This is a genomic window from Paenibacillus chungangensis, from assembly GCF_042675905.1.
GTDB classification, from domain to species: Bacteria; Bacillota; Bacilli; order Paenibacillales; family Paenibacillaceae; genus Pristimantibacillus; species Pristimantibacillus chungangensis.
Map to the genome: position 1 here is coordinate 93,871 of NZ_JBHTJZ010000002.1, position 24,853 is coordinate 118,723.

Here is a 24,853-nt window from a genome sequence, read left to right on the forward strand (position 1 = left end):
GTTATAATTGTGAGGACTGTTGGACATCGTAGAGTATTCTGCATCGAATTCGTTTTACGGAGGCGATTGTGTGGAGAACTACGTCAATAACTACGTCGTTGTCGCCATTTTCGGAGGACTTGGGATATTGCTGCCTGTGGTGGCATTGACCATCGGCAGGCTGCTTCGTCCCCATAAGCCGACAGAGCCGAAAGCGAGCACTTACGAGAGCGGTAACGAACCTGTAGGGGAAGGTCAAGTCCGTTTCAACATTCGATATTATCATTTTGCTTTAATGTTTGTTATTTTTGATGTGGAAACCGTATTCTTATACCCGTGGGCCGTAGCGTACCAGAAGCTCGGCCTTTTTGTGCTGGTCGAGATGATCATCTTCACGGGACTGCTGCTGCTGGGACTGCTGTATGCCTGGAAGAAAGGGGTGCTCAAGTGGAATTGAATCTGGAATCCATCTCGCTGGAGGAGCGTAAGGAGCTGGAGCGCAATGTATTCATGGGCACGCTGGAGCAATTGAAGGCTTGGGCGAGAAGCAATTCGCTGTGGCCGTTAACGTTCGGTCTGGCCTGTTGTGCGATTGAGATGATGGGGACGGGGGCGTCCCATTACGATCTGGACCGGTTCGGCGTCATGTTCCGCACTTCTCCGCGCCAGTCCGACGTCATGATCGTCTCCGGCACCGTTACGAAGAAGATGGCCCCTCTGCTCCGCCGTCTCTATGATCAGATGCCGGAGCCGAAGTGGGTCATCGCGATGGGCTCATGCGCGACGGCGGGCGGTCCGTATGTGAAGTCATACGCGGTCGTGAAAGGCGTCGATCAGATCGTACCCGTCGATGTATACATACCGGGCTGCCCGCCCAATCCCGCAGCGCTCATATACGGCATCAACAAGCTGCAGGAGAAGATTCGTTACGAAGCCAAGACCGGGAAGCGGGTGACGGAGGGATGAGCGACGACCAGAATAAGGCGCAAGGCGGCTCAGCCGCTTCTTCCGACGAGGAGCGCGAGGCGAAGCGCAAGGCTGCGGCGGAAGCCAGAGCTGCACGTGCCGCGGCCAAGGCTGCTGCTTCCGAAGCGGAAGCGCAAGAGCCGGAGTCTAAGCCGCCGTCGCCAAGGCAAGGCGAGCTGGACGGGATTGTAGCGCTGCTGAAGCGGGAGATCGGTGAAGAAGCCGTCGTAGAGGCTGGCATTAATCAGCTGAACGGCGATATGCCGATCGTCGAAGTGCGGAGCGGGCACTGGCCGGAAGCGGCGCGTCTGCTCAAGGAGCACGGGGATATGAATTATCGTTATCTCCGCAATGTGTCCGGCGTCGATTATGAGTCCCATCTGGAGGTTGTCTATTGTCTTCTGTCTCTGGATAGCGGACGGGATTGCGCAGTGAAGGTGAAGACGGATCGGACGGCGCCGTCCATCCCGTCCGTCACTCCGCTATGGTCGGCAGCCAATTGGAATGAACGGGAAATCTTCGATCTGCTGGGCATAGACTTCCCGGGGCATCCCGATCTGAGGCGCATTATGATGCCGGATGATTGGGACGGACATCCGCTGCGCAAGGATTACATACCGCTTGATCCGGAGGTGTAAGGGAAGATGATCCGAACCGAAGAGCTGTTGCTGAACGTAGGCCCTCAGCATCCAAGTACGCATGGCGTCTTTCGCATTATCGTCAAGCTGGATGGAGAGGTCATCAAGGAAGCGACGCCGGTGATGGGCTACCTGCATAGAGGGACAGAGAAGCTGGCGGAGAGTCTGAATTATACGCAGATTATTCCTTATACGGACCGGATGGACTACGTATCGGCGATGACGAACAATTATGTGCTCGTTCATGCGGTGGAGACGATGATGGGACTGGAAGTGCCGGAGCGAGCGGAATTCCTCCGTCTGATCGTCATGGAGCTGCAGCGGGTAGCCAGCCATCTGGTATGGTGGGGCACCTATCTGCTCGATATTGGCGCTATGAGCCCGTTCCTGTACGCCTTCCGGGACCGGGAGATGATTATTAATCTGTTCAACGAGCTGTGTGGAGCGCGGCTCACCTACAATTATATGCGCATAGGCGGCGTCAAGTGGGATGCTCCGCCCGGCTGGATAGACAAGGTGAAGGAGTTCATTCCGTATATGGAGGGGAAGCTGGAAGAATATGACCGGCTTGTCTCCGGCAACGAGATCTTCCTGGCCAGAATTAGGGGAGTTGGCAAGTATGACGCGGAGACGGCGATCGATTATGGGCTGTCAGGCGCGAACCTCCGCTGTACGGGCGTGAATTGGGATCTGCGCAAGAACGAGCCGTACAGTCTGTACGACCGCTTTCAGTTCGATGTGCCGACCGGCAGCGTCGGCGACTGCTATGACCGGTATCGGATCAGGCTGGCGGAGATTGCGCAGAGTCTGCGCATCCTGCGGCAAGCGATTCAGCAATTTCCGGATGAGGGACCGACGATGGGCAAGGTGCCCAGGGTCATTCGTCCACCTGCCGGAGAGGTGTATGTGCGGATCGAGTCGCCGCGCGGCGAGATCGGCTGCCATATCGTCTCGCAGGGGAAAGCGGAGCCGTACCGCCTCAAGTTCCGGCGTCCATCCTTCGTCAATCTGGGCATTCTGCCGAAGCTGCTGGAAGGCGAGACGATGACGAACCTCATAACGATACTGGGAGGCATTGATATTGTGGTCGGGGAGGTGGACTGCTGATGGGTGCTTGGCTGGGAGAGGCTATGACTTGGAATAATGCCATTATCTTATTGTTATGGGCGGTCGTATTCCTTCTGATCGTGCTGGGCTTCGTAACGTATGCCATCTACTATGAGCGCAAGGTGATCGGATGGATGCAGCTGCGCATCGGCCCGAATCGGGTCGGTCCGCTGGGACTGCTGCAGACGGTAGCGGATATATTGAAGCTGCTTGTGAAGGAGGATACGGTGCCTCGCAAGTCCGACCGGCTCCTGTTCACGCTGGCGCCGGCGCTCGCTTTCGTTCCCGCGTTCATGGTGCTTGCCGTCATTCCTTATACGGAGAAGCTTTACTTCACCGATCTGAATGTGGGCTTGCTGTATTATGTAGCGCTATCGGGCATCTCGACGATGGCGTTCGTCATCGGCGGCTGGGCTTCGAACAACAAGTACGCGCTGCTGGGCGGCATGCGCTCAGCCGCTCAGATGATCAGCTACGAAGTCCCGCTCGTCATATCCGTTACTGGCGTTATTCTGCTTAGCGGCAGCTTGAATCTGAGAGACATCGTGGCGGCGCAGAGCGGATGGTTCTGGCAGTGGAACTTTGTTCCTCAGATGATCGGGTTCGCCGTCTTTGTCGTTGCCGCCGTCTCGGAGCTGAACCGGACGCCGTTCGATCTGCCGGAAGCGGAATCAGAGCTGGTCGCCGGCTATCATGTGGAGTATAGCGGCTTCCGATTTGCATTCTTCATGCTCTCGGAATATGTGTATGTGTACGCCATTGCCGCGCTGACGACTGTCTTATTTCTGGGAGGGTGGCATGCGCCGGCGCCCTTTCTTGACTTTGTACCTGGCATCATCTGGTTTCTCGTGAAGTTCGTCGGCGTCGTCTTCACGCTCTTCTGGATCAGGGCGACCTTCCCCCGCGTTCGTGTGGATCAGTTGATGAGCCTGGGATGGAAGGTACTGCTGCCGCTGGCGCTGCTGAATATATTTCTGACGGCTTTTTTCGTGGAATGGTTTGTGAAGTAAGGCGAGAGGGGGAATACGACGATGAAAGGCATGCTGAAGGGATTGGGGGTTACGCTGGGCTCCTTGACTGCGCCTAAAGTGACGACCCAATATCCGGATGTTCCTATGGATATGCCGGACCGGTTCAGAGGCATCCAGCACTTCATACCTGATCTGTGTATCGTATGCAATCAATGCGCCCGCATCTGCCCTACCGACTGCATTACGCTGACGGGCAAGCCGAATCCGGATCCCGAGAAGCGGGGTAAGGTAATCGATACGTTCGATATCAACTTTGAAATCTGCATTCTGTGCGACTTGTGCACGGAAGTCTGTCCGACGGAAGCGATCGTCATGACGAACCACTTCGAGCTGGCGACATACAGTCGCGATGAATTATATAAGGATGCCAAGTGGCTAACCGACAACAATACGCTTGTGCGTGAGGATAATAACAATATAGGAGCGCCGGGCAAAGGGGGCGCCAAATAAATGCTGAACTTTACGATGTCGGGTGAACTGATCGCCTTCTTCATCTTCGCCGCTCTGATGATCGGCGGGGCGGTTTTGATGGTAACCTTGGAGAAGGTTGTTCATATGGTCGTCTCCATGGCCGTCGTATTCATCGGCCTTGGCGCGATGTATGTGCTGCTGGAAGCGGAATTCGTCGCCTTCGTGCAGGTGCTTATATACGGGGGAGCCGTCTCCATCCTCATGATATTCGGCATCATGATGACGAAGCACGGCTCAGAAGGCAGCGAAAGGCCCAGACCATTGTACGAGACGCTAATCGCCATCGGCGCGCTCAGCTTGTTCGGCTTGCTCTTCTATGCTATCCGTACGACCACCTTCCCTCAGCCAGCCCAGTTCCATCCGGGAGAAGACAATACGATGGCGCTTGGAGAGCTGTTGTTCACCGAATATATCGTGCCGTTCGAGCTCGTATCCATTCTGCTTACGGTCGCCTTTATCGGTGCCATTGTGCTGGCCAGGAAGGGGGAATAAGGTGTGCTGCCATCTTATCTGACATTAGCCGCCATTCTGTTCTGCATCGGGCTCTACGGGGCGCTTGCCAAGCGTAATGCGGTCATCGTGCTCCTGTCACTGGAGCTTATGCTGAACGCAGTTAACTTGAACCTGGTCGCTTTCTCCAAGTACGGCGTAGTTCCTTCATTGACGGGCCAAATATTCACCATCTTCACGATTACAGTAGCTGCGGCGGAAGCCGCCGTCGCGGTAGCGATTCTTATAGCATTGTTCCGTGCCCGAGGTACGGTCAATGCGGATGAATTAGATAAGATGAGGGGGTGACGGAATTGGTAGACATATATTCCAAGATCGCATGGCTCATACCGGTACTGCCATTGGCTAGTTTCTTGCTGCTGACGGCAATGGGCAAGAGCTTCCATAATATTAGCAAGCTCCTTAGCGCCTTGTTCGCTCTTGCCTCCCTCATCTTATCTGCTCTTCTACTAGTCGCGCGTTCCGGTAGTGATGCGGTGGATTATTCCTATAGCTATGAGTGGATCGTCATTGGAGACTTCACGCTGCGCATCGGTTATGAAGTGACGAATTTGACAACGCTTATGCTGGCGGTCGTCTCGCTTGTCAGTTTCCTGATTCAAGTGTACTCCATGGGATACATGAGCAAGGATGAACGGATTACCGTATTCTACGGCTACGTGTCTCTATTCACCTTCTCCATGCTGGGGCTGGTGCTGGCGGACAATCTGTTGACCTTCTACATATTCTGGGAACTGGTCGGCGTATGCTCCTTCCTGCTGATCGGCTTCTGGTACAGCAAGCCGGCAGCCAGAGCCGCCGCGAAGAAAGCGTTCGTCGTTACCCGCATAGGCGATGCGGGGCTGCTGTTGGGCATCATTCTGCTATTCTGGCATATGCCGGAGCATGCCCTCAGCTTTACTCTCATTCAGAGCATCTTCGAAGGCGGCTCAGGTGCGGTTACGGAAGGGATGACCACACTTATCGCCTTGCTTCTCTTCATGGGGGCGGTCGGCAAGTCGGGTCAATTCCCTCTTCACGTCTGGCTTCCAGATGCGATGGAAGGACCGACGCCGATCAGTGCGCTTATTCATGCCGCGACGATGGTCGCCGCCGGGGTATTCCTGGTCGCCCGGACGTTCAGCTTGTTCCAAGCGTCGGAAGCGGCGATGACGACCGTCGCTTACGTCGGAGGCTTTACAGCGCTGCTGGCTGCCACGATTGCGCTGGCCCAGAAGGATATGAAGCGGATACTGGCTTATTCGACGATGAGTCAGTTGGGCTTTATGATGCTCGCTCTGGGGCTGGGTTCGCTGGCCGGAGGCATATTCCATCTCTTCACTCATGCTTTCTTCAAAGCGCTGCTGTTCCTCGGAGCAGGCAGTGTAATAATGGCGATACATACCGGTCATATAGGGGAGATGGGGGGTCTGGGCAGACGTATGAAGGTGACGGCATGGACATTCGCCATAGGAGGATTGGCGCTGGCCGGTATGCCGCCGCTGGCGGGCTTCTGGTCCAAGGATGTCATCCTAGCGGCAGCGCTGGAGAAGAGCCCGGTCTTGTTCATCGCCGCTATTGCGGCCGCATTCCTGACCGCGCTCTATATGACCCGGCTGTTCGTGCTTGTCTTCATGGGGAAGCCTCGGGGCGGGATGGCGGCAGAGGGCGTGAAGGAATCACCGCTGGTCATGGTTGCGCCGATGCTGATTCTGGCCTTGCTCGCTGTCGCTGCAGGCTGGCTGGAGACGCCATGGCAAGCTTCGTTCAGCGGCTGGCTGTTCCCGGATGAGCCGGAGGCGCATGGCAGCTATGTTGCGATGCTGATCTCCACGGTCGTAGCCTTGCTGGGGCTGCTGCTCGGCTGGCAGCTGTACGGCAGAGGACGGCAAGAGGGAGATGTGCTGGTGGAACGAATGCCGGGACTTATGCGCGTGCTGGAGAAGAAATATTATATCGACGAGATCTATGGGGCTGTATTCGGCGGTCTCTTGCGTTCCGGAGGTCTCATACTGGCCGGATTCGACAAGTATGTGGTGGGCGGGACGATCGCTATTGCCGGAACCATTGCGAGCTATATTGGCAAGACGGTTCTCAAGCTTCAGAACGGGCAGATCGGAACGTATAGTCTGGCGATTGTGGTGGGCATTATCATCTTCGTCGTCGTTACCGCCCTGAGGAGGCTGCTGCTATGAGTATATTGGCTGATATACCCATCCTGTCGCTTATTATATGGTCTCCGCTGCTGGGGTTTATTCTCATTCTGCTGCTGCCGCGGAGCCGGTCCGGGCTGTTGAAGGGGACGGCTATCGCCGTGTCGCTCGTACCGCTTGTCCTGTCCATGTGGCTGTATGCGGATATGGGAGGCGATCGGAACTCATCGGCATATGAGGAAAAAGTCGCGTGGGGCGATATTCCGCTGAACAGCGAAGCGCTGAACGACCCCGGCATTGGTGTTGTGTTCTCCATGCAATACTCGCTTGGCGTAGACGGCTTGTCCCTGCCGCTCGTCCTGCTGACTGCGCTCGTGACGGCGATGGCTTCCTTTGCGGCCATCCATGTGAAGAAGAGATGGAAGGCTTTTTATTGCTGGTTCTTCTTGCTTGAGCTCGGTATGCTGGGGGCGTTTCTGGCAAGAGACTTATTCCTGTTCTTCATATTCTTCGAGATTACGCTAGTCGCCATGTACTTCCTGATCGGTATATGGGGCTACTACAACCGCGAGCGGGCGGCTAACATGTTCCTTCTGTATAACGGAATCGGTTCTGCATTGATGCTGATCGCCTTTGTTATGCTGACGATGACGGCAGGCTTTCGCGCCGAGCCCGGCGCGAGCGGCATGCAGCTCATTTATAGCGCGAATTACGCGGATATCATGCACAATCTGGCCAATCCGTCAGCTTGGGTGAATGTGATGCCGAGCGAGGAGGCGGTGAACCCGTTCTATATGGATAGCGGCATGCAGTGGACGACATTCATTCTGCTGTTCATCGCCTTCGGCATCAAGCTGCCTGTCTTCCCCTTCCACACCTGGATGCTGAAGGTGCATGTGGAAGCTCCGCCGGCCGTCGTCATGATTCACTCCGGCATCTTGTTGAAGCTGGGGGCGTACGGACTAATTCGCTTCGGCCTCACTCTATTCCCTGAGCAGTACAAGGACTGGTCGCCCCTGTTGGCGGTGCTTGGCGTCATCAGTCTGCTGTACGGGGCCATTATCGCCTTCAGACAGACGGAATTCAAGCTGATGCTGGCTTATTCGTCAGTGAGCCATATGGGAATCGTGCTGATCGGTCTTGCCGCCTTGAATGAGCTTGGTTATCAAGGCGCCGTCTTCCAGCTCGTCTCGCACGGCGTCATCTCCGCGCTACTGTTCCTGATCGTGGGCAGTCTATACGAACGGACTCGAACGACCGAGCTGCAAGAGCTGGGGGGATTATCCAGAAGCATGCCTTTCATGAGCGGGGTATTGTTGTTCGCGGGTCTTGCTTCGTTGGGATTGCCGGGATTGTCTGGGTTTATCGGCGAGCTGCTGTCTCTGCTGGGCTTGTTCGACACGATGGAGTGGGTGGTTGCCGCAGCGATGCTCGGCATTGTGCTGACTGCCGTCTATGTGCTGCGGGGCGTGCTTGCCATTACGTTCGGCGCGATAGACGAGAAGCATGTGACGCTGCGGGATGCCAGATTCATTGAAGCGCTGCCGATGGCTGTGCTTGTCGCGGTTATCGTACTGCTGGGCTGTTATCCGTCGCTGCTGACGAGTATGGTGGAGCCGGGCGCGGCGGTCCTGATGGAGCAGTTGATCAGTGCAAGGACGGGGGGATAAAGAATGGCAGGAGATTCCGGAATGACGTCTGTGAATTGGAGTGACTTCGGCCATATGGCTCCCGAGCTGTGGCTTGGGGCAGCCTTCATCGTGCTTGTCGTAGTGGACTTGCTGCTGCCGAATGGATCAGGCCGACGGTTGACAGTCGGCCTAATAGGAGGCTTGACGCTTGTCAGTCTGTTGGGAGCGCTGGTGCTTGTAGGCGTAGGAATGGCCGAACTCGAGGATAAGGGTGTCGTGTCGCTATTCGGCGACAGCTATCGGATCGACGGCTTCAGCAGTGTGGTGAAGCTGCTGCTGCTGTCGGGGACCGCCATCGTCGCTCTGCTCGGCCTCGGGGAAGCAGGGAGTGACGAGGCCATCCAGGAGAAGGGAGAATACTTCTATCTCCTGCTGCCTGCTGCAATCGGAGCGATGATGATGGCTTCATCGGGAAGTCTGGTGACCTTGTACGTGGGGATAGAATTGCTGAGCATAACAAGCTACGTGCTGGTCGGATTGCGAAGGAGATCTTATGCTTCGGCGGAAGCCGCATTCAAGTATGTGGTGACCGGCGGCATCTCCTCGGCTTTCATTCTGTTCGGCATGTCGTATCTGTACGGTGTGACGGGCTCCATCCAATTGGCTGAGATCGGCGCGGCGCTGCCGCAGGCGGTAGCGGAATTCGAAGCACTGGTCTATGTCGGCTTCGGCTGCCTGCTTGCGGGACTGGCGGTGAAGATCGCAGCGGCCCCCTTCCATGCATGGGCGCCCGATGTGTATCAAGGCGCTCCCGGCGCGATCGCGTCCTTCCTCGCTGTCGTATCGAAGGGGGCGGCGCTGGCGCTCACCTTCCGCCTGATGTATACAACGACTTTGTTCGGCGGCTCCTGGATGGCGCCTGACGTGCGCGATGATCTGTTCTTCGCCTTGCTGCTGCTCGCCGCGGTATCTATGTTGGCCGGTTCTCTGGCGGCGCTGCGGCAGCTGAACGCGAGACGACTGCTGGCCTTGTCTGGCGTGGCCAACGCGGGTTACTTGCTGGTGCCGATCGGCCTGTATATTACTTCGACACATAGCAATAATGCAGCGGAGCTTTTGTTCTATCTGACAGCTTATATGATGATGACGCTGGGAGCTTTTGCAGTATTGAGCGCCGTCAGCCGCTCTAGCGGTCATGAAGAGTTGAAGGCGTTCAGCGGCATGTATTACCGGTCTCCCTGGCTTGCGGTTGCCATGCTCGTATTTATCGTTTCGCTGGCTGGCCTGCCCATCTCTGCCGGTTTTTTCGGCAAGCTGTTCATTCTGCTGGGCGCCGCGGGAGCGAAGAGCTACTGGGTCGTTGCGGTTATGGTGCTGAGCAGCGTCATCTCCTATTATTTCTACTTCGGCATCGCAAGGCAGATGCTCATGCGCAGCGGCGGTCCGCTTGAAGCGGGCAGCGAGAGAATTCCGACGGGTGTTCCAATTGCCGTTGTCATATGGGTGTGTGCGGCAGGCACGATTGTGCTGGGTTTGTTCCCGGGACTGCTAATGGACGGGGTAGACGCCGTCTTCTCCTTCAGCAGAGATTTCCGACCATAGTCTTCATGGCCGCCAGCGATGAGGAGGGAGTGGGAGTGATGGCCGACGAACAGCCCGAATTTGTACCCGTAACATAGCTTGCTATGAGCGCCGATCCCGGATTTTGTGGGGGTCGGCGTTACTTTTGCGATTCCGCCCGTATAAGCCGCTGCTGTCTGGAACGTTTAAATAATCAAATGGCGAAGGCTGTTGCCCAACAAGATGATTTGTTACTTGAGATCATGAATATATTTCGAGTTGGATATGAGCAGATAGCGGTTAGCGAAGTGTGAACTAAAATCGTGTATGAATCTATACTTGAGCTCCGCGGCTATCTCTTATTTATCGTTAAGGAAGATAGTGCAATAGAACTAGATTAGGCCGTTCGGATTGAATTGAAAGGATAGGGTCGCTATACATAGCTAAGGCAAAGGTTAAGTGGTATGATTAGAACGGTTTGAAAATATAAGGAATATACCGACAGAAACAAACGGCTACTTGCGAAGTATATATAGTATGCAGATTGGCTGAATTGAGCGTTCAGAGCATCGTTCTGCTCAAAAAGCAAGATTATGTATCTATTTTACTGTAATGGTGATGTGGTCGGAATATGTCAAATAGGTTCGTAGGTGCGAGGCTTCCGAACTATTAAATAAGTTAGTAATGGCATAGTTAGTGAGTCGGATTGTGAAGCAGGTCGATTGTTTTCATATGACATATCGATTATCTAACTGTATTTCATGTCATTATTTTTCGGATTGCTTCTGCATTATCACCAATAAACTGGATTTCATGCTATTAATCCGGACGATAGACGAGATATAGTGCGATCTGATCTGATCTAACTGTACGTATTCCACTTATAGCATGCAAGTGTAGCGATTTCTACTACAATAACTACACAGAATCCAGTTAGTAGTCTCCCAATCTTGGTTTTCCATGTTTCAACATGATTGACAGACGATCTCATGAAGAAATCATCCGGGCATATCGTTCCCCGTAGTTGAGGTTATCAGATGGCAATCGGTAGAGTGCAGTGTCTATTCCTTTCATTCCGCTGATGAACAAGCGGTAAGATGGTTGATGTTTCAATAATTACTGAGCGGTTTACATCAATAGAAAGATTATTCTCAACGCAAGGCAACTCAGCTCAACTCAATTCAAATATAAAAAAGGTAGAGCACATACTATGGCGAAACTTGTATTCCTCAGCTTTGGCAAAGGGCGAAAGGAGACGCCCACAGATAGAACGGGTGAGAGCCATCGCGCGAACAAGCCGCGACGGTCGTACCGCCGTGCGCTGCTGAGCCTGCTCGCCAGCAGCGTCATTCTCGGGAGCGTCGCCCCTGCCGGGCTCGCTCCCGCCAGCGCGGCTCCGCCAGCCGCCGTGCCATCGGCACAGGCACAGGCAGCGGCCGGAGCCGCCGAAGAGCAGCCGCAAAGCTGGCTGCTCAAGTGGACTGACCCCGCGCTCGCGCACGAGCTGCGCGGGGTCGAGGTGCTCCACCGCCAGCCGGAGACGGCGGTGGAGGTCATTCGTCCTGCGCCGGATTCCGGCGGGGACGTGGAGAGCTGGCTCAGCCGTCTGCGCGGCGAGCCGGGCGTGCAATATGTGCACCCGAACAACCGGGTCAGCATTCTGGATGCATCCGCCTCGGAGCAAGGAGAGGCGGATGAACTCAGCAATGAGGCGGGAACAGCGGGGTCTCACCTCCAATCGGAGCAGATGGAAGCTCTAGTGTCCCAGCAGCAATTGGTGAAGTCAGAGGCTGCAGTGTCCCAGTATCCATCTGAGAAGTCAGAGGCTGCAGTGTCCCAGCAGCAATCGAAGATGACGGTAGTAAAGATGCTTCAGCAGGATGACGGATCGCAGACTGGTGAGCATGTCGATGAGCAGATTGAGAAGCAGACTGATGAGGATGCTGAGCAGGAGTCAGTCATACAGGAGCCAGTCACGCAACAACCTGCCGCGTCGGAGTCTCCTGCAGCGTTGAAACAACCGGATCAGCAGGCTGCGAACGATGCGGCGAACGAGACTCCACAGATGATGGCCGCTTCGCCGACGGAGGCGAATGACCCGCAGCTGGACAAGCAGACGCATCTATCCCGCATTGGCGCCCAGAAAGCTTGGCAGACCGTGCGCGAACAGAAGAATGTCATCATCGGATTAGTGGATACGGGCGTCGATCTGGATCATCCCGATCTGAAGGACAACCTTGTCGCGGGCACTAACCTGATCTACCCGGAGCTGCCCCCGGACGATGACAACGGCCACGGAACAGGTGTAGCCGGCGTCGTCGGAGCTGTGGGCAATAACGGCTTAGGTGTAGCGGGCGTCGTATGGGATGCGAAGATTATGCCGATCAAGGCGCTGGACCAGTGGGGCGACGGAACGGAGAAGGATCTCGGAGAAGGCATCTTATATGCGGTACGCAACGGTGCAGGTATTGTCGTCATGTCTGTCGGCTTGCATCGCTACTCACCGTATATGGCAGATATCGTACGTTATGCTGAGAGCCAAGGCGTGCTGCTGGTCGCTGCTGCGGGCAATGACGGTACTATGCTTGGTTCCAAAGCCGCGGTGAAATACCCTGCGGCGTATCCAACCGTACTGGCGGTAGGGGGAGCGAAGCCGAACGGCGATCCTGATCCGCGTTCCAATCCCGGATCGGAGCTGGATCTGCTTGCGCCCTGGAATGTGTATACGACGGCGCTGGATGGCGAATACAAGTGGGATGAAGGCACATCGCTTGCGGCGCCGCAAGTGGCGGGAGCAGCAGCGCTGCTGCTCGCCCTGCATCCGGAATATGAGCCTTACCAGCTTCGCGCCATGCTGCGGCAATCTGCGAAGGATATCGGTGCGGCAGGCGTTGACAGCATATCGGGTTACGGCTTGCTGCGCGTCGATCAGGTCGTGAGCGGGGAGCTTGTTCCGGATGCGAACGAGCCGAACAACAAGCAGTCGGCCGCCGCCAAGTTGCCCCTGTTCTCACAAGTAACAGCGGAGCTGCCTCCTAAGCAGGACGTTGACTGGTATGTGGTGGATACGCCGACGGAAGGAACGTTGAAGCTGGATTTTCAAGCGTTGAATTCCGAGCAAGCCGTCTCTGCCATAAGAATTAGTCATTATACGCCTGGCGGACAGTTGCTGCGCAGCGAGGATACGAAGCTGTCCAGCAAGTCGATCTCGTTCACAGCGGGTAAGGGAAAGCAATACGTGGAAGTGAAGTTCAGCAATCCCGCCAACGACAAGCCGATGGCTTATGCGTTGACGACGTCATTCACGATGAAGGAAGATCCTTACGAGCCGAACGACCGTCATGATGTCGCATTCCAGCTGCAGCCCAATTCCCAGACGATAACCGCTTCCTTCCACCAGAACGCGGACAGGGACTGGTACAAGGTGTCATTCGAACGGGAAGGAAAGCTGCAACTGACGTTAAGCACAGATACGGTGCGCATTGATCCCGGTCTGGCGGTCATGCGAGAAGGACAAGCGCTCATGTTATTCGATGAGAATGGCGAGGGAGATGCGGAGCATTCTTCTGTCATATCTGTCACGCCGGGCCAATATTATATTCGTGTTCATAATGCAATTGCGGTGGAAGCTCATGCAACGGTGGGGACATACCGACTCCAGGTGCAATTCGAGCCGCAGCTAATGGACCCCAATGAGCCCAACGACAAAGCTTACGAAGGCTTAATGATGAAGCCGGGGACAGAGTATATCGGTCTGATCCATGAGCGGACGGATACAGACTGGTTCCAGTTCCGACTGAGCAACAAGAGTGTGATCAGCCTGAATGTGACCGGTGTGCCGAGCGATACGAGCTTGCAATTGCTTCTTCATGATAAAAAAATGCAGCAATTACGCGTCTCGGAAACGGGTTCCGTTGGAAAGCTGGCGACGGGCGACGTCGTGCTGCAGCCCGGTGTCTACTATGTACGACTAACTGCCGACCAGGCATTCGGACATCAGTATTACCGGATGAAGCTGACGGAGGAAGAATTGGTTGCCGGATTCCGCGACATTGGCGGTCACTGGGCGCAAGAAGAGATTGCTGCATTGACGCAGGAAGGCGTGATCCATGGCGTAGGCAACTATAGCTTCAAGCCTGACCGTAGTATTACGCGCGCGGAGGCTGTTGCTCTTATTGTGAAAGCTTACAATCCGAATGTGGCGAATCTGCCCGGTAATAACTTCTCCGACTTGAATTCGACGCACTGGTCTTATTCCTATATTATGACCGCCGTGCGGGAAGGCTGGGTGAACGGGTTCCCGGATGGCCGCTTCAAGCCAGACCAGCCTGTGACAAGAGCGGAGATGGCTATTATGATCGGTAACGCGGAGAACATTCGGCCGCGCACTCCTCTATCGCCGCCGTTCGCTGACGTCCCTATGAGGGAATGGTATGCTCCCATGCTGTATAGCATGATGCTGGAGGGCAAGCTGAAAGGGATGCAAGGCAACAGCTACAAGCCCGACGATCAAGCGAGCAGAGCACAGTTCACTACATTGATTTATCGTTATTTAACGGAATAACGGCGATATGATTCGTATGTCTAGGAGGATCACATGGACGGAATCAATGCAATATCCATGAGCGGATTTATGAACACTGGCGTGACAGGGCTGTTTTTTATTGTAGTCGAAGTGCTCAGCATTTTATTTGTCTGGTCGCTGCTGCAGGAAGTGAAGTGGGATAAGTTGTTCCGCTTCCCCCGCAATGCCAAGGCAAGAATGTTCCAGGTCATATTGGCGATCGTCATCGGCCATTCCTTCGCACAATTCATTCTCCAGTATTGGGAATACACAGTTCTGCTTCGCGGTTTTGCCGAATAACATCGGCATAATTTGCAAACAATGGGTATTAACTTGCATTAATTTAATGCCGAATGCAGTCGATATTAGGAAGTAGGACCAGAAAAAAGTGGCAAATAATTTGGGCTTGTCGATTTGTAGCAAACGATGTTAAGATGAAGTTTAGTATTGTGAACGTAGTATGCCTTGCAGTAACTTACTAACCAAATGATATGGAATATGCAATAAATATGCTATTCGCGGAGGGAACACGAAGATGACAAAAATTATCGTCCGCGGAGGCCGGCGTTTATCGGGAACGGTCCGCGTCAGCGGGGCCAAAAATGCAGTGCTCCCCATTCTTGCTGCCTCATTACTAGCGACGGAAGGAGACAGCGTCATCAGTGACGTGCCCCTCCTCGACGACGTTATGACGATCCAGCAAGTGCTTGCCTCATTAGGCGCAGGGATAACTTATAACAATGAGACGATGCGCATATCCGCACCGATCATTACTTCGCATGATGCGCCATATGAACTGATTCGGAAGATGAGAGCTTCTTTCCTGGTGATGGGACCGTTGCTTGCGCGTATCGGTAAAGTCCGGATCTCGCTGCCTGGCGGATGCGCAATCGGAACGCGTCCCATCGATCAGCACTTGAAGGGCTTCGAAGCGATGGGCGCCCAGATACAGCTGGGGCATGGCTTCATAGAAGCGATTGCAGCTGAAGGTCTTAAGGGAGCGAAGATATACCTTGACGTTGCGAGCGTAGGCGCTACGGAGAATATTATGATGGCCGCCGCACTTGCAAGCGGTACGACGACGATTGAGAATGCGGCGAAGGAGCCGGAAATCGTCGATCTGGCCAACTATATTAATGCAATGGGCGGCAAGGTGCGCGGAGCCGGAACAGGCATTATCCGGATTGAAGGCGTAGAGCGGCTCACCGGCGCTCGTCATAATATCATTCCGGACCGTGTGGAAGCCGGTACGTATATGATCGCAGCGGCAATTACAGGCGGCGATGTGTTCATCGAGGGGGCGATTGCCGACCATCTGACACCGGTTATCTCGAAGCTCCAGGAGATGGGGGTCGATGTGGTCGATAACGATAACGGCATTCACGTTCGAGCCGGCAAGCAATTGAAGGCGGTAGATGTGAAGACGTTGCCGCATCCCGGCTTCCCCACCGATATGCAATCGCAGATGATGGCCTTGCTGCTTACGACGGAGGGCACCAGTGTCGTTACCGAGACGGTATTCGAGAATCGGTTCATGCATGTAGAGGAATTCCAGAAGATGAACGCTCATATTACGGTAGATGGCCGATCGGCCATCGTAACGGGCGGAGTGCCCCTCACCGGAGCCAAGGTATGCGCATCGGACTTGCGGGCCGGCGCCGCACTTATCTGTGCCGGACTTCGTGCAGATGGCGAGACGGAAGTGACAGGACTGCATCATATTGACCGGGGGTATGTCGATATTACCGGCAAGCTGGCTTCCCTGGGAGCGGATATTGTCCGTGTAGAATCCGCCCAAGCCAAGCACGCGGAGGAGGCAGTCGTCGCCAAGCCAAGCAAGGCGGAGAAAGAACCGGCCGCATACGATCGCGAGAAGGATGTCGCCGTATTGAAGGTTCAACCTACTTGGGCGTAACCTGTATAACGAGAGAAGTTGATGTTGTTCCCTTTTCAACAAAGGTGACGACATACGGCTTCTCTCGTTTTTGTTATCATGGGTAGGTATGATTAGCAAGCGGACAGCCCATTCATTAAGAAAGTTTAACTTTGACAATCGATAGCGGGAGATTCTATCCTAGCATTCGGGCTCATAGGATATACCATCAGAATGAAGGGGATGGGAAGGAGTCTGTATGAGAGGAATAGAGAGACAGTCAATCACTAGAGTATCCTCCGGCGGGGTCGGCCGCATGGAATGGTGGACCGTATTCGGAGTAGGAATTCTGCTCGGTGCAGCCATCTTATTAATGCAGCTGCTTTTGACTGAGACGGGCACTGCACCTTCAGGAGCATGGCTGCAGCCGCAAGCCGCACCAAGTATGGATCGGCCCGGTCGCGCGCTTGTGGATGTTCACGCACAACCTCCTCCTGGCGGGATTCCGAAGAACGAGGGAGAGAACCAAGCACAGGCACAGGGCAATGCGAGCATTCCAGCAGAGGAGCAGACGGTGGCATCCCATACACTAGATCAGGTTGTCGTGCAAGTCTATAGAACGGCTAGCAGCAGGGTAGAGAGAGTCGGGCTGGAGCAATACGTGCAAGGTGTGCTGGCCGGTGAGATGCCTGCAAGCTTCGAACTGGAAGCACTGAAGGCGCAGGCGATTGCGGCTAGGACTTATATGATGCGGCGGCTGCTGCTGTCGGATCGAAGCGGCATGGAGGGGAAGCGGGGAGATGTAACGGATTCGGTGCAACATCAGGTCTATCTATCCCCAGAGGATATGGAGGCGAAGTGGCCGGAAGAGGAACGGGAGGACAATTTTCGGAAGCTGAAGCGAGCGGTAGACGAGACGAAAGGCCAACTGCTAATGTATCAGGGAGAGCCGGTGCAAGCGTTCTACTTCTCTACAAGCAACGGGTATACTGAGAATTCGGAAGATTACTGGGGAAGCGAGATTCCCTACTTGCGCAGTGTAGCGAGCCCGTGGGACGAAGCGATCTCTCCTCGCTATGAGACGGAGATAAGCTTGAGCCTGAAGGACTTCTATCGCAAGCTGAGTATCTCCGGTAAGGCGGCGTCGACCAAGCTGAATATGAAGGTAGTCGAGAGAACGGAAGGGAACCGGATTCTTGAGGTAGCGATCAACGGGAAGTCGTTCACCGGGCGAGAGCTACGCGAGAAGCTCGAGCTGAATTCTACGGCATTTCAATGGCGAGTGGACGGGGACAGGATCGCCATCAAGACGTATGGTTTTGGCCACGGCGTAGGGATGAGCCAATGGGGAGCTAACGGCATGGCCATGCAAGGAAGAACAGCTGAGGATATTCTGCAGCACTACTATAAGAATACCGGTGTGGAGGAAGCTTCGAAGCTAGCAATGGAGCTATTGTCATCGAATCTCTAATTCTTGCTTGAAAAATTGCATATCGCCAACGTATAAAGCTAGCAGATGTGGCAACAATGGCTAGTGAGGTGATATGAATGAATGATCAAAACGAAAATCAATCACAGCAAAACCAAGAAGAATCTCCTAAAACTGTAGTAGGAGAAGTGTCTGCCGCCAAATCTAGCAATGGTGCGAGAAAGCTGTTTGCAAAAAGATGGGTTTCTCCGGCAATCTTCATGGCAGCGGCAGCAATTATCGTAACCTTAATGTGGCTCTATCAGGGATCGGACCCGGCTGAACCGACGACCGGACCCGAGAATGGAACTGAAGTGACACAAGGTGACGAAGGTACGGGCGTCAACACAGGCGGGGAGAAAGGTGTCGATGCTGTCGCATCGGGCACGATGAGCTGGCCGGTCCTTAATAAGGACGCTATGAATGTCGAGACGCATTATTATGATGCAGCAGCGAGTCAGACGGAGAAGGAAGCGGCGCTTATACAGGTGGACACGACGTTCTCACCGCATACCGGAATCGACTTCGTAGATCCCGAGGGCGAATCGTTCGACGTGCTGGCGGCACTATCCGGTGAGGTAACCTATGCCGGTCAGCATCCGTTGAACGGCAACATGGTGGAGATCAGCCATGGCGAAGGACTGGTCACCGTCTACCAAAGCTTAAGCAGTATTGGGGTTGCCAAGGGCGATGAAGTGGAGCAAGGTGAGGTTATTGCGCAGGCGGGCCGCAACGAACTGGAGAAGGATTTTGGCGTCCACCTTCACTTCGAGACTCGTCTGAACGGCGAGACGGTTAATCCCAGCGATTTTATTTCCGAATAATATTCACGAGTCGCTGTGATAGCAGAAACAGCAGGCAGGCAAGGGATTATACCCTTGCCTGCCTGCTGTTTTTGGAAAATTTATTTCATTTCAGAGCTTGTCACGCTTGGACACAACGAATATATACCCGCTCGACTCATATAATGTACCAAACTATTTCGAGTAGGGAGGCGGGAACGTGCACGATTACATCAAAGAGCGAACCATTAAAATAGGCCGCTGCATCGTTGAAACGAAGCATACGGTGCGAACGATCGCCAAAGAGTTCGGTGTGTCCAAAAGCACGGTGCACAAGGATCTGACCGAACGGTTGCCTGAGATTAACCCGGACCTGGCAGATCAGGTAAAGCACATTCTCGAGTACCACAAATCGATTCGTCATTTGAGGGGAGGAGAAGCGACTAAAATTAAGTATAAAAAATCAAGCGGCAAGAAGCGGGAGGTGATGGCGGCAGCTAAGCTGTAACGAATTTGCCGTGTGGTCGTTCTATCCCTAATTTTTGCAGTAGGCATAGAGGAATTTCTATTATTTTGGCGAATAATGTTCGTTAGGAAATAAAGGCAAACATTATTCGGTTGGAGGACTTTAGCCTTATGCTGAGCAAGGACATTGGGATTGATCTTGGAACGGCCAACGTATCTATTCATGTGAAAGGAAAAGGCGTCGTGCTTGACGAGCCATCGGTCGTCGCCATTGAGAGCGACAGCAAGAAAGTTCTGGCAGTTGGCGAGGAGGCGCATCGGATGGTTGGGCGTACGCCGGGCAATATTATTGCCATTCGGCCGCTGCGCGATGGCGTCATTGCCGACTTTGAAATTACGGAAATTATGTTGAAAGCGTTTGTTGATCGTGTGGAAGGCCGCAAATGGTTCAGTCGTCCGCGTATTCTCATATGCGCCCCGACGAATATTACGTCAGTGGAGCAGAAGTCGATTCGCGAAGCGGCAGAGCGAAGCGGAGCCAGAGAAGTCTATATGGAAGAGGAGCCGAAGGCAGCCGCGATCGGGGCTGGAATGGACATATTCCAGCCCAGCGGCAATATGGTCGTAGACATCGGCGGCGGTACGACCGATGTAGCGGTATTGTCTATGGGGGATGTTGTGACGGCTTCCTCTATTAAGGTGGCTGGCGACAAGTTCGACGACGCGATTATGAAATATATTAAGAACAAGTACAAGCTGCTGATCGGCGAGAGAACCAGCGAGGATATTAAGATCAAGATCGGGACCGTCTATGACGACGGTCGCAAGGAAGAATTGGATATTCGCGGCCGGGATATGGTATCGGGGCTTCCATTAACAGTGACGATTCGTACCGATGAGGTGAGAGAAGCGCTGTGGGATCCTATCATGTCGATTGTCGCCGCAGCCAAGTATGTGCTGGAGCAGACGCCGCCAGAGCTATCGGCGGACATCATTGACCGCGGTGTCATTCTGACCGGAGGCGGAGCGCTGCTGGGCGGTCTGGACGGCCTCCTGGCGGATGAACTGAAGGTGCCTGTCCTAATCGCGGAGGATCCCATGCATTGCGTAGTAAAGGGAACAGGATTGCTGCTTGATCATTTGGACAAGCTGAAGAAGTAGAGGCGGACGGCGGATTATCGCTGGAACTAGGTTTATCGTCCTGTTTTTGACGGCTTACGCGTTATAATTAATTCCAAAGTCACGGGGACTAGCTATTCAGCGTCATCCTCTATATGCCGATAATAGAGGAGAATAATGGATTTACGCAGCGAATGAGGGGGAGCATAATGCTAAGAGGTTTACACACTGCAGCGTCGGGCATGATCGCCCAGCAACGCAGACATGATACCGTAACGAACAACATCTCCAATATTCATACGCCCGGATACAAGCAGAACAACGCTGTCACGCGTTCTTTCCCGGAGATGCTGCTAGCTATCACCGGCGTAGAGCCTACGGAACGCCGTGAGATCGGACGTTGGACGAGCAGTGTGTTCGCGGAGGAGAGCTTGTCGATTCATGTGCAGGGGGATCTGCTTCAGACGAATCTGTCTTCCGATTTCGCTTTAATCTCTAATATAGATGTAGATGGACAGGCATTCGACGCATCCGGCAAGGCGATTGCCGATAATGGCGATGTTATCTTCCAGCCGCAAGCTTTCTTCACTGTACAGGATGAGAACGGCGAGATTCGTTATACGCGCGGTGGCAAGTTCACCGTGACGGGCGACGGCATTCTGATGAGCGGAGACGGTTCCAGTGTGCTGGGTGTGGACGGTCAGCCGATTCAATTGCCGCCAGGTATAGGTCTGGATCAGCTCGTCATGACAGACAATCAGCGCTTTCTGAATGGGGAAGGTGAGGATATCGGCGTGCAATTGCTCATTACGCGTATTAATAATCCGAACGATCTTATTCGGGAGGGTAACGGTAATTTCCGCTTCGCAGGAAATGACGCCGATACAGCCCCGATTGCACCGGATGAGCGGGTAGAAGTACGGCAAGGCTACATAGAGCGTTCCAATGTAGACCCGACGCAGGCCGCTGTCGATCTGATGTCTGCGATGCGCGCGTATGAAGCGAATCAGAAGGTCATTCAGTTCTACGATCAGAGCTTGCAGAAGACAGCGAATGAAATTGGACGTATCTAGCGCAGCCACTTCTCGGCAATTGGCTTAAGGAGGAAATGAGAATGAACGCTTCTATGATTAATGCCATGGTATCCATGAACTCCCTTCAGCAGAGGTTGGATGTCATATCCGATAACATTGCCAACGTGAATACGGTGGGCTACAAAAAGAAGGAAGCGACCTTCGAGGACTTGCTGAACAACTTGAAGAGACAGCCCGATGCATTCAATCAGCCGGGGCGTCTGACGCCGCTTCACTTCTCGCAAGGTTGGGGCGCCAGAATGACGATGGTGGAACCCAATTTGTCGCAAGGGCCGATGAAGGGTACGGACAATCTGACGGACTTGGCGATTGAGGGCAACGCGTTGTTCGAGGTGGAGGTAGACGGCGCGGGAACGCGCGCATACACGCGCAACGGGGCTTTCCAGTTGACGATGGGCGCAAACGGTGATACGATTTTGGCAACAGAAGACGGTTATCCGGTAGTGGCGAATATACCGGATGCCGACGGGAATATGGTAGAGGGCAATATCGTCATGCCTGATGGTTACTCCCTCCGTGTGGAAGCCGACGGAACGGTGCGGGGAGTGTCTTCGGGCGATACGATTACGTTAGGCAGCATCAAGCTGCTGCAGCCCTCTCGGCCCGCGGCTCTCACTCCGGTGGCAGATAATTTGTTTACGATAGCAGACGGAATTAATGTTGAGGATGTCGTTCAGGAAATTATTCCTGATTCCGAGAATCGCATTGCATTGCGACAGGGCTATTTAGAGCAATCCAACGTCCAGCTTACGGATGAGTTGACCGAGCTTATCAACGTTCAACGCGCCTATCAGCTAGCTGCAAGAGCATTATCATCCAGCGACCAGATGATGGGAATTGCCAACACGATGCGCGCGTAGACCAGGATGAAGGTGATATGTATGACTGATGATCGCGTGGATGCTGAGAAGGATGTCGATACCCGTAATCATCAAGGGGTTATAGCGGAATCAGAGGAAGATGAGGATACGGATCGTCGTCTCCCTACTTGGGCCAGAGTCATATTATGGTTGCTCAGGAAGAGTATAGTGCCCATTATTATGGTCATCATGCTTGCTCTGGGGCTGTATGTCGGATATGTCTATATGGGCAAGATGCCGGAAGGCGATGTGTTCCAGTGGTCAACCTGGAAGCATATGTACGACTTAGTATTTACCGACTCGTAACAATTGGAAGGGGCTGCTCCCGGTCTGAATGACCGGGAACAGCCCCTTCGTTATGTGACCCGTCCCTCAAGACTTAGGCACTTCGCTCTTCCTGATGAATAAGGCGACGACGAGTGCGATGATGGCGAAGATGAGGCCGAATTTGAACGATTCGCTTACCCCCGCGCTGATGGATGGCGCGAATAACGGATTCGTGATCTCGATCGGCGTTCCCGCGGGATGGCCGGCATCTTCCAGGAATCGGTTCTGACCAGACGTCATAATGCCGAAGAAGATGGCAATGCCCAGTGCGCCGGACACTTGCTGAAGCGTATTGTTGATAGCCGTGCCATGTGGGTAATGCGAGCGCGACAACCCGTTAAGACCGTTCGTCTGAGCCGGCATAATAATCATCGACAGAGAGATGCTCATCAGGCAGTGGAACAGAATAATCATGGACTTGCTTGTCTCCAGATCAATGCGGGTGAATAGCCACATGACCAGAACGAGCAGCGCAGCGCCCGGAATAACTAGCGCGCGAGGTCCGAACTTGTCGAACAGCTTACCGGTAACAGGGGACAGGAAGCCGTTCAATATGCCGCCCGGAAGCAGGACGAGACCCGCCGCGAATGCAGTCATGAACATCCCTTGCTGCATAAGAATAGGCAGGAGCAGCAGGGTGGAGAAGAGGGACATCATAACAATGATAATGAGGACGGTAGCGAGAGCGAACATGGGCTTCTTGAAGACGCGGAAGTCAAGCATGGGCTCCTTCGAACGGAGTTGCACCAGTACGAAGAGCAGCAAGCATACGATACCGGCAATGACAGTCAGGTACACTTCCGGGCTTGTCCAATCCTTATCCGGCTTGCCAAGCGTGCTGAAGCCGTATACGATGCCACCGAATGCGACAGTGGATAGAAGGACGGACAGCACATCGATGCGCGGCTTCGTTACGTCCGTCACATTCTTCATGTAGATCCAGGCCGTTACAATGGACAATGCGGCGAATGGCAGCACGATCCAGAACAGCCAGCGCCAATCTAGCGACTCCAGGATTAGCCCCGATAGCGTAGGTCCGATCGCGGGTGCGAACATGATGACCAAGCCGATGCTGCCCATCGCCGCGCCTCTATTCTCCGGCGGGTACAAGACCAGAATGGTGTTCATCATGACGGGAAGCATGAGCCCCGTACCAAGCGCCTGGATGATTCGTCCACCCAGAAGGATGGAGAAGTCTGGCGATATGGCGCATACGAGAGTGCCTAGCGTGAACAAGCTTAAGGCTCCGATGAACATCTGGCGAGTTGTGAGCCAGCCGATAAGCAGCGCCGATATCGGTACTAATATGCCTACGACAAGCATATAGCTCGTAGATAGCCACTGAACCGTCGTATAGGCTACTTGGAAGTCTTCCATCAGCCGAACGTACGCGACGTTCAGCAGTGTTTCATTCAAGATGGAGAAGAATGCTCCTATAACTAATGCGATTAGAATCGGCAGCCGTTTCAAGTTCTCTGTTGCGTTTGGGGACCCGGCGGCCGCAGAAGTGCTGTTCAATTGATTTTCCTCCCTAATTGTGAATAGTCTTATTTCTCTTCTGCCACCGATGAGACATCAGAAGCAATTCCATGCAGCAGGATCGTCAGGCTGTTGCGGAATAAATTTTGTGCTTCTTCATAGTCCATGAGTAGCGCGATTTCCGAGAGACCTCGGAACAAGCTTTCCAGCGTAAGGGCCATGGCCTGGGGATCCATGTTCTTGAATTCTCCATTATCGATTCCCTGCTGAAAGAATTCTCTGTAGTAAGCTCGGTCCTCTTCGGTCTTTTTATGAATTCTCTCTGTCACATAGCTGTTTTTACCCTTTGTCTCACCGAGAAATTCCCCGGCGGCCTTATGTAAGGGATGGTGAAATCCGGCTTTGATTCCTGCTTCCGTCATTCCGTACAGTTGTTCAATAAGTGTGCCATAGCGTGATTTTTGCTGTGTCCAATGCGCCTTCCACTCACAATCGTGCTCATCCATCAAGTGCAGGAATAGCCCTTCCTTGCTTTTGAAATGATAATAAATATTTGATTTGCTGCTGCCAGTAGCAGTCGCAAGCTCCTCAATCGAGGTTGCCGTATACCCCTTTCTGGCGAACAGCTCCTTGGCAGCGGCCAGAATTTGCTGCTTTGTTTCTTCCGCCTGTGCTTGTTTTTTGCTCAATATGGACCAACTCCGTTCACTTAACTGACCGAACGTTCAGTCAGTATTATAGCAGTTTGATTCTGGCAGGGCAACGGGGTTAGTTTTCATTTTCCATACGGTGGTTTA

23 protein-coding genes are annotated in these 24,853 nt (G+C 53.8%); 21 read left to right on the forward strand and 2 right to left on the reverse strand.

What is annotated here, in order from left to right; genetic code table 11:
- Window positions 1-70: 70 nt before the first annotated feature.
- From ACFQ2I_RS00465 to ACFQ2I_RS00565, 21 genes are all read left to right on the forward strand, one after another.
- Window positions 71-436, forward strand: coding sequence for an NADH-quinone oxidoreductase subunit A (locus ACFQ2I_RS00465; RefSeq protein WP_377561473.1), 366 nt, complete (start codon window positions 71-73; stop codon window positions 434-436).
- On the forward strand, window positions 427-945 hold the full coding sequence (locus ACFQ2I_RS00470) for a NuoB/complex I 20 kDa subunit family protein (protein ID WP_377561474.1): 519 nt from the start codon (window positions 427-429) through the stop codon (window positions 943-945). The genes ACFQ2I_RS00465 and ACFQ2I_RS00470 overlap by 10 nt, the downstream gene beginning before the upstream one ends.
- Window positions 942-1,583: an NADH-quinone oxidoreductase subunit C gene (locus ACFQ2I_RS00475; RefSeq protein WP_377561475.1), complete on the forward strand. Its 642-nt coding sequence runs from the start codon at window positions 942-944 to the stop codon at window positions 1,581-1,583. Before ACFQ2I_RS00470 ends, ACFQ2I_RS00475 begins: the two co-directional genes overlap by 4 nt.
- Window positions 1,584-1,589: 6 nt before the next feature.
- Window positions 1,590-2,690 (forward strand): NADH-quinone oxidoreductase subunit D, encoded by a 1,101-nt coding sequence (locus ACFQ2I_RS00480; RefSeq protein WP_377561476.1) that lies wholly within the window; start codon window positions 1,590-1,592, stop codon window positions 2,688-2,690.
- Entirely contained in the window at window positions 2,690-3,700 is a 1,011-nt protein-coding gene (gene nuoH / locus ACFQ2I_RS00485; protein WP_377561477.1) for an NADH-quinone oxidoreductase subunit NuoH, read from the forward strand. The genes ACFQ2I_RS00480 and nuoH overlap by 1 nt, the downstream gene beginning before the upstream one ends.
- A gap of 21 nt (window positions 3,701-3,721) precedes the next feature.
- Window positions 3,722-4,171: an NADH-quinone oxidoreductase subunit NuoI gene (nuoI, locus tag ACFQ2I_RS00490; RefSeq protein WP_262676142.1), complete on the forward strand. Its 450-nt coding sequence runs from the start codon at window positions 3,722-3,724 to the stop codon at window positions 4,169-4,171.
- On the forward strand, window positions 4,172-4,684 hold the full coding sequence (locus ACFQ2I_RS00495; RefSeq protein WP_377561479.1) for an NADH-quinone oxidoreductase subunit J: 513 nt from the start codon (window positions 4,172-4,174) through the stop codon (window positions 4,682-4,684).
- 3 nt (window positions 4,685-4,687) lie between these two features.
- Window positions 4,688-4,990, forward strand: coding sequence for an NADH-quinone oxidoreductase subunit NuoK (nuoK, locus tag ACFQ2I_RS00500; RefSeq protein WP_377561481.1), 303 nt, complete (start codon window positions 4,688-4,690; stop codon window positions 4,988-4,990).
- A gap of 5 nt (window positions 4,991-4,995) precedes the next feature.
- Window positions 4,996-6,876, forward strand: coding sequence for an NADH-quinone oxidoreductase subunit L (gene nuoL / locus ACFQ2I_RS00505; RefSeq protein WP_377561482.1), 1,881 nt, complete (start codon window positions 4,996-4,998; stop codon window positions 6,874-6,876).
- On the forward strand, window positions 6,873-8,504 hold the full coding sequence (locus ACFQ2I_RS00510) for a complex I subunit 4 family protein (protein ID WP_377561483.1): 1,632 nt from the start codon (window positions 6,873-6,875) through the stop codon (window positions 8,502-8,504). The genes nuoL and ACFQ2I_RS00510 overlap by 4 nt, the downstream gene beginning before the upstream one ends.
- A gap of 21 nt (window positions 8,505-8,525) precedes the next feature.
- Window positions 8,526-10,067, forward strand: a complete 1,542-nt coding sequence (locus ACFQ2I_RS00515; RefSeq protein ID WP_377561484.1) for an NADH-quinone oxidoreductase subunit N — start codon at window positions 8,526-8,528, stop codon at window positions 10,065-10,067.
- Window positions 10,068-11,235: 1,168 nt separating this feature from the next.
- Complete coding sequence (locus tag ACFQ2I_RS00520; RefSeq protein WP_377561485.1) at window positions 11,236-14,589, forward strand: S8 family serine peptidase; 3,354 nt, start codon at window positions 11,236-11,238, stop codon at window positions 14,587-14,589.
- Between the two features lie 33 nt (window positions 14,590-14,622).
- Entirely contained in the window at window positions 14,623-14,889 is a 267-nt protein-coding gene (locus tag ACFQ2I_RS00525; protein ID WP_377561486.1) for a DUF1146 family protein, read from the forward strand.
- 235 nt (window positions 14,890-15,124) lie between these two features.
- Complete coding sequence (murA, locus tag ACFQ2I_RS00530; protein WP_377561487.1) at window positions 15,125-16,504, forward strand: UDP-N-acetylglucosamine 1-carboxyvinyltransferase; 1,380 nt, start codon at window positions 15,125-15,127, stop codon at window positions 16,502-16,504.
- Window positions 16,505-16,721: 217 nt separating this feature from the next.
- Window positions 16,722-17,933: a stage II sporulation protein D gene (spoIID, locus tag ACFQ2I_RS00535; protein WP_377561488.1), complete on the forward strand. Its 1,212-nt coding sequence runs from the start codon at window positions 16,722-16,724 to the stop codon at window positions 17,931-17,933.
- Between the two features lie 77 nt (window positions 17,934-18,010).
- Window positions 18,011-18,754, forward strand: a complete 744-nt coding sequence (locus ACFQ2I_RS00540) for a peptidoglycan DD-metalloendopeptidase family protein (RefSeq protein WP_377561489.1) — start codon at window positions 18,011-18,013, stop codon at window positions 18,752-18,754.
- A gap of 178 nt (window positions 18,755-18,932) precedes the next feature.
- Window positions 18,933-19,220, forward strand: a complete 288-nt coding sequence (spoIIID, locus tag ACFQ2I_RS00545) for a sporulation transcriptional regulator SpoIIID (RefSeq protein ID WP_377561490.1) — start codon at window positions 18,933-18,935, stop codon at window positions 19,218-19,220.
- Between the two features lie 128 nt (window positions 19,221-19,348).
- Window positions 19,349-20,338, forward strand: a complete 990-nt coding sequence (gene mreB / locus ACFQ2I_RS00550; RefSeq protein ID WP_377561491.1) for a rod shape-determining protein MreB — start codon at window positions 19,349-19,351, stop codon at window positions 20,336-20,338.
- A gap of 167 nt (window positions 20,339-20,505) precedes the next feature.
- A complete protein-coding gene (locus tag ACFQ2I_RS00555; protein WP_377561492.1) occupies window positions 20,506-21,369 on the forward strand; it encodes a flagellar hook-basal body protein in 864 nt (287 codons plus the stop codon).
- A gap of 41 nt (window positions 21,370-21,410) precedes the next feature.
- Window positions 21,411-22,250, forward strand: a complete 840-nt coding sequence (locus ACFQ2I_RS00560; RefSeq protein ID WP_377561493.1) for a flagellar hook-basal body protein — start codon at window positions 21,411-21,413, stop codon at window positions 22,248-22,250.
- A gap of 21 nt (window positions 22,251-22,271) precedes the next feature.
- Window positions 22,272-22,556: a DNA-directed RNA polymerase subunit beta gene (locus tag ACFQ2I_RS00565; RefSeq protein ID WP_377561494.1), complete on the forward strand. Its 285-nt coding sequence runs from the start codon at window positions 22,272-22,274 to the stop codon at window positions 22,554-22,556.
- Window positions 22,557-22,622: 66 nt separating this feature from the next.
- Here the strand turns inward: ACFQ2I_RS00565 and ACFQ2I_RS00570 are convergent, their stop codons facing one another.
- Together ACFQ2I_RS00570 and ACFQ2I_RS00575 are read right to left on the reverse strand one after the other, a co-directional pair.
- Window positions 22,623-24,095: a DHA2 family efflux MFS transporter permease subunit gene (locus tag ACFQ2I_RS00570; RefSeq protein WP_377561495.1), complete on the reverse strand. Its 1,473-nt coding sequence runs from the start codon at window positions 24,093-24,095 to the stop codon at window positions 22,623-22,625.
- Between the two features lie 29 nt (window positions 24,096-24,124).
- Window positions 24,125-24,745 carry a TetR/AcrR family transcriptional regulator gene (locus ACFQ2I_RS00575; RefSeq protein WP_377561496.1) on the reverse strand — a complete coding sequence of 207 codons (621 nt, stop codon included), beginning with the start codon at window positions 24,743-24,745 and terminating at the stop codon, window positions 24,125-24,127.
- Window positions 24,746-24,853 lie beyond the last annotated feature (108 nt).